15 protein-coding genes are annotated in these 16,872 nt (G+C 45.6%); 1 reads left to right on the forward strand and 14 read right to left on the reverse strand.

Translation table 11 applies throughout. The features are described 5' to 3' along the window. Positions 1-92 precede the first annotated feature (92 nt). From B3157_RS06740 to B3157_RS06755, 4 genes are all read right to left on the reverse strand, one after another. Positions 93-722: a YkgJ family cysteine cluster protein gene (locus B3157_RS06740; RefSeq protein ID WP_165775318.1), complete on the reverse strand. Its 630-nt coding sequence runs from the start codon at positions 720-722 to the stop codon at positions 93-95. 568 nt (positions 723-1,290) lie between these two features. Beyond that, complete coding sequence (xylA, locus tag B3157_RS06745; protein ID WP_292589832.1) at positions 1,291-2,613, reverse strand: xylose isomerase; 1,323 nt, start codon at positions 2,611-2,613, stop codon at positions 1,291-1,293. A gap of 14 nt (positions 2,614-2,627) precedes the next feature. After that, positions 2,628-4,103 carry a xylulokinase gene (gene xylB / locus B3157_RS06750; protein ID WP_292589833.1) on the reverse strand — a complete coding sequence of 492 codons (1,476 nt, stop codon included), beginning with the start codon at positions 4,101-4,103 and terminating at the stop codon, positions 2,628-2,630. Between the two features lie 12 nt (positions 4,104-4,115). Then, positions 4,116-5,288 (reverse strand): ROK family protein, encoded by a 1,173-nt coding sequence (locus B3157_RS06755; RefSeq protein ID WP_292589887.1) that lies wholly within the window; start codon positions 5,286-5,288, stop codon positions 4,116-4,118. A gap of 1,183 nt (positions 5,289-6,471) precedes the next feature. Between B3157_RS06755 and B3157_RS06760 the strand changes: the two genes are divergently transcribed. Beyond that, a complete protein-coding gene (locus tag B3157_RS06760) occupies positions 6,472-6,567 on the forward strand; it encodes a hypothetical protein (RefSeq protein WP_258006229.1) in 96 nt (31 codons plus the stop codon). A 183-nt stretch (positions 6,568-6,750) separates the two neighbouring features. Here B3157_RS06760 and B3157_RS06765 read toward each other — a convergent pair whose 3' ends face one another. The 10 genes from B3157_RS06765 to fabG all read right to left on the reverse strand — a co-directional run bounded on the left by B3157_RS06765 (position 6,751) and on the right by fabG (position 16,870). Beyond that, the gene (locus tag B3157_RS06765) at positions 6,751-7,716 is read right to left on the reverse strand and encodes an alpha/beta fold hydrolase (RefSeq protein WP_292589834.1); all 966 of its coding nucleotides are present in this window, start codon (positions 7,714-7,716) and stop codon (positions 6,751-6,753) included. A 34-nt stretch (positions 7,717-7,750) separates the two neighbouring features. Continuing rightward, entirely contained in the window at positions 7,751-8,455 is a 705-nt protein-coding gene (locus B3157_RS06770) for an ABC transporter ATP-binding protein (protein ID WP_099828656.1), read from the reverse strand. After that, positions 8,455-9,171 (reverse strand): ABC transporter ATP-binding protein, encoded by a 717-nt coding sequence (locus tag B3157_RS06775; RefSeq protein ID WP_214060286.1) that lies wholly within the window; start codon positions 9,169-9,171, stop codon positions 8,455-8,457. The genes B3157_RS06770 and B3157_RS06775 overlap by 1 nt, the downstream gene beginning before the upstream one ends. Before the next feature lies 1 nt (position 9,172). Then, a complete protein-coding gene (locus tag B3157_RS06780) occupies positions 9,173-10,111 on the reverse strand; it encodes a branched-chain amino acid ABC transporter permease (protein WP_099828658.1) in 939 nt (312 codons plus the stop codon). Next, on the reverse strand, positions 10,108-11,037 hold the full coding sequence (locus tag B3157_RS06785; protein WP_214060284.1) for a branched-chain amino acid ABC transporter permease: 930 nt from the start codon (positions 11,035-11,037) through the stop codon (positions 10,108-10,110). The genes B3157_RS06780 and B3157_RS06785 overlap by 4 nt, the downstream gene beginning before the upstream one ends. Positions 11,038-11,107: 70 nt before the next feature. After that, complete coding sequence (locus B3157_RS06790; RefSeq protein ID WP_099828660.1) at positions 11,108-12,343, reverse strand: ABC transporter substrate-binding protein; 1,236 nt, start codon at positions 12,341-12,343, stop codon at positions 11,108-11,110. Between the two features lie 100 nt (positions 12,344-12,443). Then, positions 12,444-13,643, reverse strand: coding sequence for an acetyl-CoA C-acetyltransferase (locus tag B3157_RS06795; RefSeq protein WP_214060283.1), 1,200 nt, complete (start codon positions 13,641-13,643; stop codon positions 12,444-12,446). Positions 13,644-13,653: 10 nt separating this feature from the next. Then, entirely contained in the window at positions 13,654-14,952 is a 1,299-nt protein-coding gene (locus B3157_RS06800; protein ID WP_099828662.1) for an acetyl-CoA hydrolase/transferase family protein, read from the reverse strand. Beyond that, a complete protein-coding gene (locus B3157_RS06805; RefSeq protein WP_214060282.1) occupies positions 14,949-16,127 on the reverse strand; it encodes a TetR/AcrR family transcriptional regulator in 1,179 nt (392 codons plus the stop codon). The genes B3157_RS06800 and B3157_RS06805 overlap by 4 nt, the downstream gene beginning before the upstream one ends. Next, positions 16,124-16,870, reverse strand: coding sequence for a 3-oxoacyl-[acyl-carrier-protein] reductase (gene fabG / locus B3157_RS06810; RefSeq protein ID WP_103134389.1), 747 nt, complete (start codon positions 16,868-16,870; stop codon positions 16,124-16,126). The genes B3157_RS06805 and fabG overlap by 4 nt, the downstream gene beginning before the upstream one ends. Between the last annotated feature and the right edge of the window lie 2 nt (positions 16,871-16,872).

Consider the following 16,872-nt stretch of genomic DNA (forward strand, 5'->3'; position numbering starts at 1 on the left):
CTTTCTTTGAGTCTCAAACGCAAAGACTTCTTAGAAGAATTCTACTACCAGAGCTTGGTTTATGATACTCAAATCGGGACCCTAATACGAACTTACGCCGTTCTGTCGAAACCTTTTGTCGTGTAGTCAACTCTCATGCCCACATACTCAAGCGCTCTTCTCAGAGCCACGTTAATTGAATAAGTCCTTGTTCCCATATAAGGATCAACTCCCTGAATACGACTGGAGAACTCGGAAAATACTGGAATTCGCGACCCTTCAGAAATCCTTTCAAGTAGCTTGCTGACACATTCTGGACAGTTTGTCTTCAAAAGCCTGCATATCGCCGGAACTACCTTACCGAACTTGTCCATTACACCTGAAAAACCAAACATCCTGCATAGCAGTGGCCTGTATCTGTATTCTGTGCATCCGCCTTCCTTGCTCAATTCTGGTGAGCTCTCAAAAAGAATACAACTATCGTCGTCCAAAACGGTCTCCAATGTCGAAAGAAACAGCTCGGCTCTACCCTCATTCCAGAGTTTCAAAGAAAGCGGAAGAAATTCGGTGATTGTTACCTGAATAGCATCGCCGCGAGTTCTACAGCATTCTCTGCAGGAGGGGGGGCATCTTAAGCCGGTTTCGATCCGGATTTGATTTGTTAGCTCTTCAACTGAATCAAACAGCTCCTGTACTTCGAGTGCCTTTCCATATAAGTCTTTGAACGACAGATCGATTATCAATGACGTTCCTCCTCCAGACACGCTGGAGAAATCTTCTCACCTCTAGCAGCGCAAATCAATCCTTCACAAGTAAATTCTGCATGGAGTTATCGCGAGTGTGTGATGACAAAACTATCACAAAGAGGCAGTTATACTTCCTAAGCAAGGCGCTTGTTCTGTACTTTCTCGTGAGAGCTTTGTTGGCATTTCGCTTGCTAAACTGCCTGTATCAACGTCGATCTGGAATGGTTGGAAGATCCACATCTGCCGAGATTACGGAAAGACGAAGATATGAGTTACAACCTAAGAAGAGCTGAACTAATCGAAACACTAAAGATGTGGCTGTTGCGGTTTTCCTCTTTGACAGAATCTGTGGGCATTTAAAAGTACTTTGTGTATGCTTGCTTGCGCCGGCTGATTCACGTCAACGCCCGCGAATCATTCTCACGCGTGAACCTTTTATAGAACCGAAATTCGGATCTATAGCAACGCGCACTGACATCTCTAGAAACTCAGCGGGTTCCTCTACATTCCGAAAGGAGAGCAGTCTCAAGCAGCTGCTCTCCAAGATTGCTCAGGAGTTCTCCAATTATCTACCTGCAGAAACGATCGACCAGTTGACTAATCTTTCGAGATACTCCTGTCTAGAAGGCTCCGGAAGGGGACTCTCTTTATCTATGATGTATTCTTCAAGCGACTTGAAGCTGGCTCTACCTTCTTCAATCTCCTTTCCTATTCCTGAATCGAAGCTTCTGTATCTTTCTTTCAAGAGGTCTTCCAGCGTGCCCTCCTGCAAGAGTTTGGCGGCGGCCTTCAGTCCCAGAGCGAATGTATCCATACCAGCTATATGGCTTGAAAAGAGATCTTTCTCTTCATAAGAACCCCTTCTCACTTTAGCATCGAAGTTCAAACCACCGGGATTGAGACCCCCGTTCTTGATTATCTCGTACATTCCTAGTGTTGTGGAGTAGACATCTGTCGGAAACTGGTCCGTATCCCATCCTAGAAGCAAGTCTCCCTGGTTTGCATCAACACTTCCAAGAAGACCATTGATCCTGGCAAATCTCAGTTCATGCTGAAAGTCATGTCCGGCAAGGGTTGCGTGATTGGCCTCAACATTGAACTTGAAGTGCTCTTCAAGACCGTACTTTCTCAGGAAAGACAATGCATTTGCCACATCGAAATCGTACTGGTGCTTCGTAGGTTCCATGGGTTTCGGTTCTATCAGGAATTGGCCTTCGAAACCAATTTCCTTCGCATAATCTACAGCCATGTGGAAGAATCTGGCAAGATTTTCTATCTCTAGACTCATATTGGTGTTAAGAAGAGTTTCATACCCTTCTCTTCCTCCCCAGAATACGTAGTTTTTACCGCCCAGCTCTTTTGTAACTTCAATCGCTTTCTTCACCTGAGCAGCAGCATAGGCATAGACATCCGCATCGCAAGATGTGGCAGCCCCATGCATGAATCTCGGGTGCGCAAACAAGTTTGCCGTTCCCCAAAGTATTCCGACGTTGCTTGTTTTTAGATGATCGGAAATATGTCTCACTATCTCATCGAGATTGTTGTTTGTCTGCCGCAGAGTATTTCCCTCAGGGGCAATATCTCGATCATGAAAACAGAAGTAGTCAATGCTTAGCTTTTCGCAGAACTCAAACGCTGCATCGACCTTAAGCTTTGCCAGAGTCATAGGATCCTTAACGCTGTCCCAGCTTCTTCTCGCTGTCGGCTGACCGAACATGTCTAGTCCATCACCCTTGAAGGTATGCCAGAAAGCCACAGCAAATCTCAGATACTCTTTCATAGTGGTCCCCATGATTGTCTCTTCAGGGTTGTAGAAACTGAACGCAAGCGGGTCGCGATTATCCGGCCCTTTGTACTGAATTCTCTCTATCTTGTCGAAAATGCTCATTGCAGTCCCTCCTTTCAGTTGACAATATCCTGCTGCAAGCGGCTAATCTCTCCGAAACGTTCTTTCATGCTAATATATAGATCCTTGTATATCCTGAATACCCTGTCGTATGCACTCTTCGCGTTTTCGTTTGGTCTGTATTCTCTCTTCATCTTTATCCACGATGAAGAATCCAGACCCAATGCCTTAGAAGCAAGGCGAGCAGATCCGTACGCGGGACCTTCATCGACTTCGGGAAGCCAAATCGTCTTCCCAAGGTTATCTGCTACTATCTGGCACCAAGTATCGCTTCTCGAACCTCCCCCGACGATTCTCACATCATTCATGTCTGATCCTAGGCCCTCAATCAGCTCAGCCCCTTCTCTCAAGGCATAAACCACACCCTCGTAGATGCTTCTGAAAACATCCCCCTTGCTGTGGAAGGATGACAAGCCGAATATGGTACCTCTAGCATTCGGATCACGATGAGGAGTCCGATCGCCGTTCAGGTATGGAAGAAACACAACTCCGTTCGAACCCGCCGGCGCATTTTTTACTAGATTCTCCAAAGCATCGAAAGAGAGACCCGCACCAAACCTCTCTTTGAACCAGTTTAAGGAGTTTGTCGCGGACAAGATCACGGCCATATGATAGAAGTCATTGCCGGTAACATGCCGGAAGAGATGAACCGCACCTTTGGGGTCGGGTCTTCCCTTCCTAGTCAGTGCAACAACAGTTCCAGAGGTACCGATACTGACCATTGCGTCGCCCGGATTCTCGACACCGCATCCGTAAGCCGATGCCGCGTTGTCGGCACCACCTACTACAACAGGAACGTTTCTCAGCTCAGGAAGCGAAGCGCTTGTTACCGTTCCCGCTATTTTGGCCGATTCGATCAACTCCGGACTTGCTGACTCCTCAATACCTACGATCTCCATAATACTTCTGTCGAAACTGCCATCAAGATCGAGCATAGAAGTACCGGATGCATCTGAGAAATCAGTCACAGATCTTTCTGTGAGTTTGAAGACTATGTAGTCCTTTGGCAACATCCACTTACGTATCTTCCTGAACTTATCGGGCTCGTTTTCTGCAAGCCAGAGGATCTTGGGAAGCGTGAACCCTGTCAACACAGGATTTCCAAATCTCTCAACGATCTTTTTCTCCCCGCCATACAACTCGGTAATTGTTTCACACTGTCTTTCAGTTCTCTGATCACACCAGAGAATCGCCGGATACACAACGTCTCCATCTTCATCTAATGCGACAAATGAATGCATCTGTCCGCTGATTGATATCGCATCGGGAATAACTCTGTTTCTTTGAACTAAATCCTTTAAGACGACTTCGGCTGCATTCCACCAGATCTCGGGGTTTTGTTGAGCCCAGCCCGGCCTCGGCGTCTCCATTGAGATCTCCTCCGTGGAAGAAGCGATAATCCTCCCATTTTCGTCGACCGCTATTCCCTTCACAGAGTTTGTTCCTATGTCTATTCCTAAGAAAATGCTCATAGTCGTACTCCTTTAAACAAAATCGATGGTCTTCTTATCAATTATGTGAAGAGCCGCCCCAATCATCTTGGAACTTGCTCTTCCCTTTTCGTGAAGTACGCTTCTTATGACTCTTATGTTCTGTCCGGTGGCGTATAGAACCCTTGAATTGACCAGATCAACAAGGTTGCGCAAAGATCTTTCGGGAAGCATTGACGCGACGCCGCCCAAAACGACAACTTCGGGATCGAGTGAATTAACTATGTTGATTATCCCTACACCCAGGCTTCTTTCAACCTCCTCAAGAAGGTACTTATATTCTGGATCTGACGAACTCAACACACCTAGATACTTCTCGTTGTTACTACTTCCTCTCAGAGCAAATCCCATCTCTTCTGCCCGACCAACTATTGCTTCGGTAGAAGCTATAGTCTCCCAGCAACCAAAGTTTCCACAATAACATTGCTTCCCATCTGTCTGAACCGTCATGTGCCCCAATTCGCCTGCAGAGTAGTCCCGGCCTCTATAAATCTGCCCGTCGAACATTATCCCGCACCCGATTCCCTCTGACACATATACAAAAACGATATCTCCTGCATTTGCAAGAGCGGGGTTATTCCACTTCTCGGCAATCAAAGAGAGATTTGCTTCATTGTCAAGAAATACAGGGTAGCGTCTGGATAGCCTTTCTTTGAGCACAAGATCTTTCCAGTTCAGATGAGGAACGTATACTATTCTTGAGTTCTCAACATCGACAATTCCAGGGACTGATACGGAGTAACCGAGAAATCTATACTTAGGGATATTTTTGGAAATTACCGAAACCTTCTCGGCAAGAATTTTCATGAACTCAGAGAAATCGGGAGGTGTTCTGAATTTGCTCATGACCGAAACAGACCCATCGAAGAATCCTTTACCTACTGTAGTCTCTTCGACGCCAATATCTATTACAATAGACATGAAGGCCTTTCTGTTGAGGCGAAGAACGATGGCCTTTCTTCCAATACGACCGGTCTCCTCCGCTCTTACTTCTTCACAGAGCCCAACAGACAAAAAGTCCTTTATTATTTTTGTTATGGTACTGGGGTTCAGACCCGATGCAATTGCAAGGTCTCGTCTAGTTGTGACAGGACTCTTCCTCAACAAATGAAGAATCAGCTTTCTATTAGATCTTCCAATGTTTTCTGAATCCAGCTTCTTTCCCACCAAGGCGAAATCCCCCTTTCTACTCTAGCTTACTACCTAATACAGATTAGAATAAATCTCAACAGGAGCATTTAGAGGCGGTTGTTAAGGAATATCACTCTTAACTTGTCTTTTCCTAATTTATTTATTGCCGCAAAAAAATGAAAGAGTTTTTCACTGTTGGTATCCTCTGATAGTTCTTATTTCACTGCTTGAGAACAATTCAACCTTATTGCATGACAATTCTAACAGAGGGAAAGGATGAAGACAGAGAAAAGAACCATGTTTGATTAAGGATAAATAATCAAAAACAATCGGCTGAGCATTCTCATTCCAGTGCTTATTTCTCTATCGGTAACTGCCTCAATAATTCACTTGGATGATCAGCCAAAGGTTGTCAGATTAGTTGAGAAGGATCCATGAATGCCATTCCGCAGAAACATCTTTCTTTACCTTCTTCCCAAACCTTCGTTGTATTCAGCCAAGAATGCGTTCAAATTCCTGTATGAATCTTTATAACCTTCTTTAACGATGACTCTGAATATGCTGGCTATTGTCTTTCTTTCATGATTAAGAGTGATTATAGTTTCTTTGTATGGGTTCATTGATGCTTTGCAAAGCAGAATTCTGAGAAGAGCACTCGGACGTTTCCTCAGGACTTGATTCGGTTCGGACATAAAAGAAAGAGATGATTCTCAGTTTGAAGAGTTGATAGAGAAACCGTAGACGAGAAGGAGATGCTACTTTTCATAACTGAGAGCGCGATTTTATCATCTGTTCAGAAAGCAAATCTCCTTGAACTGCTTGAAAACCCGTCTCAGACAAAAGAGGATCTCTTATATCTATTTGAATGGTTCCTGAAAATGTTTTCAATAAGATCAGGAATGATGTAAGGAAATCTAACCGGAAATATCTGAGATTGCTCGAAAGACATGTTGAAGATGATGGAACATCATACCTTGAGAGTCAAAATGTCGTCAGTCTTTTTGATGTTCTTGAAACAGTCACTACTCTAGAACTAAGTGTCTCTCCTTTTCTTGGTTGGTCTCGACCAGGCAAGTTTGATGATCAATAAAGACAGGTATCTTTTCATTCTTGGCTATGACAGAATAGAAGTACCATTCAGAGAAAAAGACGAGCGTTGGAGTGTATAGATTTTTCTGACGCACTTGCCAGCAAGGAGAGACTTGCTATTTTGAGAGAAGTGAGCAGAGAACCACATCGTCCAGTTAGGCTTGCAAAGAAACTGAAGATCTCCGCCGGAGATCTAAGCAACCACCTCGAAAAACTGAAGAAGTGAAGGCTTTTGGAGAGTGTCTATGATGGTGAACATGTGAAATACACCGTTAGGGCCGACGAAATTAAGAGATTGGCCAGCGATAGACTAGACAGACTACTCAAGGAAAAGACCGAATGAATATCGATTATGAACTTACACTCCAAACAAACGGGGCCAGAGGCCCCGTAATCATTTGAAAGAGATTCATTTACCAACGAAATCAATGAACAAGTCCATAAACAGCTCAGTGTTCTCAACGATAATACTGTGTCCATACTCTTCAAGGACCTTTACTTGCACATTCCTAATGACTCTTTCAAATTTCCTCGCCATCTCTTCTGAGATTATCTGATCTAGCTTTCCCACGATGATCAGAAAGGGAACTTCGGTCCCTTTTAGCTCTTGAGTAAAATCGTATCTGTCAAGAGCCCTGGCATTTTCGACAAAACACCTTCCGTCCATCAGGAGCGCCTCTTCAACCAGAGCCTCTAGAAACTCGTCCTCCGCTCTTGTCGGCATAACCCCAACAAGAGCCTTCTTCAGGAGGTCTCTGTTGCCCTTATACATCTCAAGATATGGATAGGCCTCTTCAGGTGTAGTAAGTCCGTCAGGCGGAGCCGGATCGACAAGAACAACCCGGTCGATCAGATCGGGTCTCTTCACAACCACGCTCTGAGCAACCGCTCCACCTAAAGAGTGACCGACTAATACTACTCGGTCAACTTTCATCTCAAGTATGAAATCAATAACATAGTTCGCGTAATCTTCAATACTTACTTCTTCAAGCCTATCCGACCTTCCGAAATTCGGCAAGTCAATTGCATAACCTTTGAATCTCCGCGGAAGAATCTCTAGAGAAGGCTCGAACCATTTGCTCGAGGCGAAGTTTCCATGGACAAAGACCACTGGAATTCCTTCAGAATCCACGGTTTCAAGATAGAAGATCTTCTTGTCGACAACTTTAACGTACTTCTTAGCAATCTGCCTCTTCATGAATAACTCCCTCCCGTCTAGCAAGTTGGTTTCTCGATCATTATCTTTCGTATTAACATCTTTGAACACAATCGAAGCACTTTCACCAACTTCCAGCGCAAAAGCATTTCTCTCAAAACCGATTGTCATGAAGACCAGGTAGGTCATCAGAACCACTGCCAACTGCTTCTCTCGCATTTCAAATCACTTCTAAGAAGCCTCTTAGTCTACCCTACAAACCAAGATAAGAGCGCTTGACATATTCATTATGCATAAGGTCTTCCGCAGTACTCTCGATTGCAAGAGTTCCGTTCTCTATGACGTAACCCCGGTCGATTACTTTCAGACCCTGCCTAACGTTTTGCTCAGAGAGAATCATAGAGACTCCTTCAGATTTTATGGCTAAGAGTTTCTCAAAGAGCTCTGAAACCAGAGAAGGTTGGAGTCCCACTGAAGGCTCATCTAGAATCAGAAGTCTAGGAACCGCCATCAGAGCACGGCCCACTGCAAGCATTCTCTGCTGACCTCCGCTCATAGTTCCCGCCAGCTGATAAGCGCGTTCCTTAAGAATCGGAAAGATCTTGAATACAAAATCAAGCCTCTCTTCAATTCTATCTCTCGCCTCCTTGATGTAGGCAGCTCCAATCTTCAGGTTCTCGAGAACGTTCATAATAGGAAAGAGCTCACCGTCCTGAGGCACTACAGATATACCTTTTCTTATTATCGTATGGGTTTCGTACGGGATGAGAGATTCCCCTTCAAACAGTATTTCTCCGCTCGTAGGTTTAACCAAACCAATGATTGAGTTTATCAGGGTGGTCTTTCCCGCTCCATTGGGGCCGAAAAGTCCAACGGCTTCTTCTCCAACCGAAAAAGAGAAGTCCGTTACAACCTGAATTCTCCCGTATGAGACGTTTACGTTCTTGACTTCAAGCATCAGGCATCCTCCCCCAAATAAGCGGTGATCACGTTGTGTTGCTGTGAAACCTCACTATATGGACCTTCAGCGATAATTGCTCCTCTGTCTAGCACAATAACTCTCTCAGTAATCTCTCTAATTACACTCATGACGTGCTCTATTATGCAGATTGTCACACCTGTATCTCTAATCTTTCTTACAGTGTCTATCATCTCTCTGGTTTCATCCATATTCAAACCCGACATAACCTCGTCTAGAAAAAGAAGCTTTGGCTTTGTTGCCATAGCTCTGGCGATTTCGATCTTCTTGATATCCAAGACAGTTATCTTATCAAGGACTTCATTAGGTTTAGCAAGACCGATCGTTTCGCAAAGCTTAATCGCGCTCTTTCGACCATCCTTTAGCTTTTCTCCGTTTCCGAACAGCCCACCAACCATAACATTTTCAGCTACGGTGAGATTCTTAAGGGGGCGCGCAATCTGGAAAGTTCTGGCTATACCCAAATGGCATCTCTTGTGAGTAGGCAGAAAAGTAATATCCGTACCATCAAAGAATATTCTGCCTTCACTCACAGTATGTAGTCCCGATATCACATTTGTAAGCGTTGTCTTTCCTGCGCCATTGGGACCTATTAGCCCTAGAATCTCGCCCTGCCGAATCTCCATTGTGACATCATCTACAGCTACAAGCCCGCCAAAGCGCTTAGTTACTTTTTCAACTTTGAGTATACTCATGTTATCGTTCCTCCAGACGGCGTTTTCTGAAACCAAGAACATCTTTGATTGCGCCATATACACCGTTGGGTAAGAAGAGGACTACCACAACAATAATCACACCGTAGATTATCAGGTGGCCGTACGGCATGATCAGTTTAAGATACTCAGAGGATAGCCCAAGAATTATCGCTCCAATTACTGAACCTATTGTTGAGTAGATTCCCCCAACCAGGGCCATCGCTATCGGCAAGAGAAGATAATGAGCCGAAAAGCTGCTCTCGGGGAAAACGAAGCCGTACTGCAGAGCGTAAGTCGCGCCGACCACACCCTGAATCATCGAAGTTACAACAAAGACGAATATCAAATACTTGTATATGTTCACTCCGTGAGATTTAGCAACGGTCTCATCCGCCCTGATAGAGTCAATGGCGAAGTGTATTCTGGTTCTTTGGAATACTTCTGAAATTACTATTGTAATCAAGGCAACACCCAGCATAAACCAGTAGACCTTGTTGGAATCGTAGTTGAAGAGGGTGCTCAAAACGACTTTACCGCTCGGACCACCCGAGATCTTGTGAAGGTTCCTTATGATGACCATAAAAACGCTCGCTAGAGCCATTGTAGTAATAGCGAAGTAAAGACCTCTAAGTCTGAGGATTGCCATACCCAGAACCAGAGATACAACTCCGGCGACAAGTCCACCGATTATGATTCCTGTGATAGGATCAACTCCAAGATCAGCTGCAGCGATGATTCCTGCGTATCCTCCCAGACCAAAGAAGCCTGCTGTGCCAAATGACAATTGACCCGTTCGTAACATCATGTCCCAGCTTAATGCAAGAGTCATGAACGTAAGTATCGTTATGGCAACACTTATGAAGTATGCTTCCGTGAGCAGTGGCAGCATCACAGCCGCTGCGAGAACAATCAGAAGGAGAATCGGTTTAATAATCTTCATAGTGATTGCCTCCTTAAGGATCTAATCATGATAACTGCTATCAGTACTCCAAAGAACACGATGTCAGACCAACCGGCATATCCGGGAATCGATTGAACGATTGCCTCTCCCACTCCTAGAACAATACCACTTATCAGAATCCCGGTTAGGTTACCGAGACCTGCCATTGCAACTAGACTGAATGATTTCATAGTGAATGCCGCGCCCACAGAAGGAAAGATTGCAAATCTCGGCACCATTACCCCTGCTGCAATACCAAGTATGGCGACCGATAAACCAAAAACAAAGAGATAGACGAAATCGGTGTTTATCCCTACAATCTTTGCTCCGCGAGGATTCTGACCGACTGCAAAGGTAGCCTGCCCTAATCTTGTCTTTTTTAGAAAGAGTTGAAGAGCGATTAGCACTGCAAACGCTAACACAACGTAAAGCAACTCGTAAGTACCGAATCTAACGCCGGCAATCGTCGTTGAGGACGAAGAATAGTCAACATAGACGCTTCTTGGCCGGGTAGTCCAGATAACCTTCATGAGTTCCAGAACTATCATCGATATCCCGAAAGTGAGAAGCAGCTGGTTAAGGTGTCCTGCTTTAAGAACCCTGGTTACCGTAAGCTTATAGATAACAACTCCTAGAATGAATAGCAGGAAAAACGCGGGGATTATCGAAACAAGAGGATCCATACCGGTATTGACTGCAAATAGATAAACAATATAAGTTCCCAGCGATAGCAAATCGCCGTGGGCAAGGTTCATTATTCCGACTACTCCGAGAGTTAGAGCCAGAGGAAGCCCTATCAGTGCATAAAGACTACCTCTCTGAACGCCATAAATCGCGGCTAGCGGCCTCCAGACCGCGACAACCACAAGTATCGCGACAAGTATCAAAATGCCTCTATGCTTTCTCAAGAAAGAGATCTTTTCCAAGTCTTTCACCACCCTGGTAGCAACTTTTTCAGATAATAAGGTCGGGCATTGCTGCCCGACCTAAATCAGACTATCTCCCATCCCAGGAAGGGAATGGATATTCAGGTTCAGCTGTCTTTAACTCTAGAGGCCATATTACGTGCTGTTCGCCACCCTGCCACTGAAGTATCTTCTGAGCAGTGAAGCCCTGGTGCTTTATGACGTTACTTGGCGCAATCTTCAAGACATCACCGATTGGAGACGCATATTCCACCTGCTCCAGGGCCTTGATAAGCGCAGACTTCTCAATAGTACCTGCAGCCTTGATTCCTTCTGCAAGGAAGTAAATGTTAGTGTAACCGAGAGGAGCAAAGTAAGTTGCCGGCTCTTCCTTGAACATCTCAATGTAGGCATTCCAGAAGTGCTCGGCTACGGGGCTGATTCTGTTGATCGTTGGAGCCCACATTCCGTATAGGGTAACTCCTTCTGCCAGGGGAGAGTCGCCGAAATGTGCCGGCCATCCTGGAGGTGCTCCAACAAAGAACTTTGGTGAGAACCCGACTTCCTTTGCCTGCTGGAGCATTGGAAGAGCATCCGCGTCATAACCCGCCCAAACGAAAAGATCCGGGTCATATTTCTTCGCCTGCTGAAGCATCGCTCGGTAATCTCCTCCGCCAAGTGCAGCACTCTTGAACGAAACTCCCATGTAGTCGCTCATGACTTCTGCCCAAGCTCCCTGGCCTTCTGCAGCCAGTGCCTGAAGGACCAAATATGCTTCATGAGAACCGGTGCCGAAAGCTCCTTCTTCATACGCCAGGAAGACTTTGTTGATCTCAATATCAGGATAGGCTTCGGCCAGATCCGTCCAACCCTGGCCGTAGCTGGCTCCCTGCTGATAATCCCATGGATGCAGATGGAAATACCAGTCTGCGTCCGGACCGACTGCAACCTCACATTGCGAACCGGCAGCACCTATCCAGATTGTGACCTTCTGGAAGCTCTTCATAACAGGAATCTGCGCGAAGTGAACTCCAGTGCTCATACCACCGACAAAAAAGTCCACTCTATCAACGGTAGCAAGCCTGGAGATCGCTGCCGCACCCTTCTCCGGCGTCATTTCGTCATCAATTACTATCAACTCCAGAGGTCGTCCTAGTAAACCGCCTTCTGCGTTGATTTCACTTACTGCAAGTCTCATTGCCTTTGCAGCCTGATCTCCGGTGATGTCACCCAAGGGAAGAACAGCACCGATCTTGATCGGAGTAGCTGCAAAAACGATTAGTGAAGTTACAGCAGCCATAAGTAGAACCAAAAATACCTTTTTCACTTTCCCACCTCCTACGTAGGTTGTACTCCAGATGATTTCAAAAGAACGTTGGAACAAGAAAACTCTTTCCCAAAAAGCGGCATTACCTGTGATTCAGAAATTAGACTCTCCTGACAACTACTGCGGTTCCCATTCCTCCGCCGATGCAAAGGGAAGCAAGCCCGAATTCGAGATCTCTCTTCTCCATTTCGTGGACGAGCGTAACGATGATTCTGTTCCCTGAGGCTCCAATGGGATGACCAAGAGCAATTGCACCTCCATTAACATTGGTTCTTTCAATCAGCCATTCCTTTGTGACTCCGTAGATCTCCATAAGTCCTCTAATCACGGAAAGCGCCTGAGAAGCGAAAGCCTCATTGAGCTCGATAAGCCCTACATCCTTGATGTTCATCGCAGCTTTATTGAGAGCCTTTTCAACGGCTGGAACAGGACCGTATCCCATATATGCTGGATCGACTCCCGCCTGAGCAAATGAGACTATCTCTGCAATCGGTTTAAGCCCGTACTTCGTTACTGCTTCTTCACTTGCCAGGACGGTTGCACTTGCACCGTCATTGATTCCCGATGAATTCCCTGCCGTTACTGAACCATCCTTCTTGAATGCAGGTCTCAGCTTCGCCAAAATCTCCATGCTTGTATCTCTAGGATGCTCATCGGTATCGAATACAATGTCTCCCTTTCTATGCTTTATGACAACGGGAATGATTTCATCCTTGAACTTTCCTGCGGAGATTGCTTCTTTTGCCCTCTTCTGGCTTTCAAGTGCAAATTCGTCTTGCTCCTGTCTGCTTATGCTGTATTTTGCTGCGAGATTTTCCGCAGTAACGCCCATGTGATAATCGTTAAAAACATCCGTTAGCCCATCTCTTATCATGTGATCCGTTATGGAGCCGCTGCCCATTCTGTAACCAAACCTTGCCTTGTCCAGCATGTAAGGGGCTATAGACATGTTCTCCATACCACCTGTCAAGACCAGATCGGCTTCGCCCGTAAGGATATCCTGGGCCCCGATCATCGTCGATTTCATTCCGGATCCGCATAGCATGTTCACTAGATATCCGGGACTCTCGATAGGTACGCCTGCTCCGATTGAGACCTGCCTTCCCGGTCCCATACCTTGATTGGCAGTCAATATGCAACCCATTATGGTTTCTTCGATGTTCTTGGGGTCTACCTCTGATTGTTCTATCGCAGCCCTTGATGCAGTAACACCAAGCTCGACCGCCGGAACATCTTTCAAAGCCCCTCCGAAAGTACCTATTGCTGTTCTCTTTGCACCAACTATGAAGACCTTCTTCATCAAAAACCTCCTAAATCAATCCAACCTCGCTGGCCTGTTTTCTTAACTCAGATCTAAAATCGGGATGAGAGATGTTAAGCAAAGACTCTACTCTCTGGAAGACATTTAGACCCTTTAACCTCGCGATTCCAAACTCAGTGACAACATAATCAGTATCCTGCCTAGGCACAGTTACCGGAGAACCCAGAGGGAGAAGAGGAACGATTGTGGAAACGGTTCCCTTCTTGGCGGTGGACCTCAGAGCAATTATCCCCTTTCCGTTCTTCGCCATAGAGGCCCCTCTGTGAGTATCAAGCTGTCCTCCTGTGCCACTATAGTGCCTTGTTCCGATTGCTTCCGAACACACCTGTCCTGTTAGATCAACGGATATGGCAGTATTTATGGATACCATGTTATCGTTTTGCGCAACGACGTAAGGATCGTTCACATAGCTCCCTCTAAGCAAAAGAACCCCAGGATTGTCTTCCACAAAGGAGTACATTCTCTTCGTTCCAAGGGCGAAAGTAGCAATGAACTTTCCTTTCCAGAGACTCTTTCTCGAATTCGTTATCGCTCCCTTTTCGAAGAGATGAATCATGGACTCCGTGAACATTTCGGTATGTATTCCAAGTTCATGCTTGTCTTCCATCAACTTGGCAACGGCATTTGGAATACCGCCGATTCCGATCTGCAGAGTGGCGCCATCTACAACTAATGACGATATATGCTCGCCAATTCGCATCTCCGTCTCCGAGGGTTCGGTATCGGGAAGCTCAGGAATATCAAAACTGTTCTCTATCACATAGTCAACTTCGCTTATGTGAACATGTGTGTCCCCATGGGTTCTTGGAGCCCTGTCGTTTACTTCCAGGATCACCATTTTCGCGTTCTCAACCATGTCCCTCTCGTAAACGGTAGAAAGGGAAACCGTCATGTAACCATTCTTGTCCATGGGAGATGCGACTCCCCAGAATATGTCGGGTTTGTTGGCCATAATACGTTCCACGCCAGCAGTATGTAGATTATTCGGAATGTAGGTTACAGTCCTCAGTCCGTTGCTAACTGCCTTCCTAGCACCCGTCGAGTGGAACCATGATTCATTAAGGAATCTTCCTTCGTACTCTCTGTTAACAAAGAAGGGGTACTCGCCAATGTTCAAACAAGTTGCTACTGCTACGTTTTCGACACCATCAACCCTGTGGAGATTTTCAAGAAGACCCCGAGCTTCCATAGCGGCCATGCTGGTCACGATTTTTGTACCAGATCTTACGTTCCTGAGGCCTTCTTCTATGCTAATTCTCTTCTTCTTATATTCATCCTTCCAATTCAACTAAAAGCACCTCCGTACCCTTTTGCCATTAGCGAAGCAAGTTCTATCAGATGCTCGTCCCATTTCTCGTATTCCTTTTCATTCCTAAAGAGAAGATCCAGACCCATGAAGTGTCCGATCCCCATCAAGAAGACTCCAAGATCTCGCGAGTCAATCTGTCTAATCTCATTCTTGAATCTGGCCTCTTCAAGCGAACTTATGTATGATGTGAGGAGTCTTTCATAGTAGAAGCGGCCTGTCTCCGGCTGCACAAATTCCGACTCTCTCACGATGTTGTAGAGCTCCTTGTGAACATCCATGAACAGAAGAAACGCCTTGTAAGACCTGATCTCTCTGTTTAGTCTTCCTTCAACGCCGGAAACGGCGTCTCTCATTGTTCTCCTGAGATTCCTGTTTGCCTGATAAACAAGCTCCTGAAGGAGTTTCTCTTTGCTTTCGAAATGCAAGTAGAATGTACCTTGACCGTAACCTGCCCTACTCGTGATATCGTAAATCGAAGTCTCGAAATACCCTTTCTCGCCCATAAGCCTTTCCGCAGCAAGAAGAATGACTTCTTTCGCCTTGGTACCTCCGCTTGCCATTGTTCTGTCAAAAGTGAAATCAAGTGCTTCTCTGTCAAATTGCTCAGATTTAACAAATCCACCCAGAGTAAAATCAACCAACGACTCTACAGTGGAATCAGGAACCCTTGTTCCGTTGTAGATAATCCAGTAGATAGCAGTAAATCTCGAACTACCAACAAGAAACCAAAACTCGGGCATTGAAAGTGTGGACTTGCCTATAGAGATAGTTGAAAGAAGAGAATCCTTATAGGTCTTGTCGACCGAACTCTCAACATCGGGAAATCTATACTCGGCTTCGTGGAATGCGATAAATTTCTTCCTCGATCCCCAAAGAATATTGAAGACAGTTCTATACAGATTGAAGAGTCTTTCTCTGGAATCACGACCGGTTATCGAGGTTGTTGCGGCCTCGAATTCAGCCTTAATGTCCTGTACAATTTCCTTAAACACCTGTTCTTTTCCTGCGTAATGTCTGTAAAAGGCTCCATTAGACAATCCGCAGGTCCTACATATATTGGCAACAGACGTCATCTCAAAACCAAGACGACTGAACAGCTCTTCAGCCGCCTGCTTTATCTGTAATCTTGTTCTCTCACTTCGAGAGATCTTCAAATCACGAGTCCCCCGTCGACACCGATCACCTGACCGGTTAAGTAACTTGCTTCGTCAGAAATCAGGAAGAAGTACACATTTGCAATCTCCTCGGGAAGACCCATTCTCTTCAACGGTATCCTCTCTTCGAGCGCTGTAATTATCTTCTCGGGCATTTTCTCAGTCATTGGAGTCTTAATGAAACCAGGAGCGACAGCATTAACTCTGATCTTGGCTCCTTTTCTAGAAAGCTCTTTTGCCCAAGTCTTTGTCATGGCTATTACTCCTCCTTTGGAGGCGGAGTAGTTTGACTGACCGATATTTCCAAACACTCCGACAACTGAAGAGGTGTTGACAATTGCACCATAACCTTGATCAAGCATCACAGGCGCAATAGCCTGTGTCATGTTAAATACACCCTTCAGATTCACGTCGATAACTAGATCCCAATCTTCTTCCGTCATTCTCTGGATCAGTGCATCCCTAGTGATTCCAGCGTTGTTAACAAGCCCATCAATGTGACCATACTCACTCTTGATTTCGTTGACCAAATCAGCTATTGCCTTTCTATCCGTCACATTCAGCTTCTTTGGTATTACCTTTCCCGGGAGCTCGGCGAATTCATTCTTCAAGCCTTCAAGACCTTCAGTATCCATATCGCAGGCATAGACTATCGCCCCTTCTCTCGTGAATCTCTCAACTGCTGCTTTACCAATACCTCTTGCGCCACCAGTAATGATGACAACCTTACCTTCCATTCTCACCT

Origin of the sequence: Mesotoga sp. UBA5557 (assembly GCF_002425715.1) — a bacterium.
GTDB lineage: Bacteria > Thermotogota > Thermotogae > Petrotogales > Kosmotogaceae > Mesotoga.

Coding starts and splice junctions, on each gene's coding strand:
- xylA (WP_292589832.1), bottom strand. CDS start 2,613: ATGAGCATTTTCGACAAGATAGAGAGAATTCAGTACAAAGGGCCGGAT.
- xylB (WP_292589833.1), bottom strand. CDS start 4,103: ATGAGCATTTTCTTAGGAATAGACATAGGAACAAACTCTGTGAAGGGA.
- B3157_RS06765 (WP_292589834.1), bottom strand. CDS start 7,716: ATGCGAGAGAAGCAGTTGGCAGTGGTTCTGATGACCTACCTGGTCTTC.
- B3157_RS06770 (WP_099828656.1), bottom strand. CDS start 8,455: ATGCTTGAAGTCAAGAACGTAAACGTCTCATACGGGAGAATTCAGGTT.
- B3157_RS06775 (WP_214060286.1), bottom strand. CDS start 9,171: ATGAGTATACTCAAAGTTGAAAAAGTAACTAAGCGCTTTGGCGGGCTT.
- B3157_RS06780 (WP_099828658.1), bottom strand. CDS start 10,111: ATGAAGATTATTAAACCGATTCTCCTTCTGATTGTTCTCGCAGCGGCT.
- B3157_RS06795 (WP_214060283.1), bottom strand. CDS start 13,643: ATGAAGAAGGTCTTCATAGTTGGTGCAAAGAGAACAGCAATAGGTACT.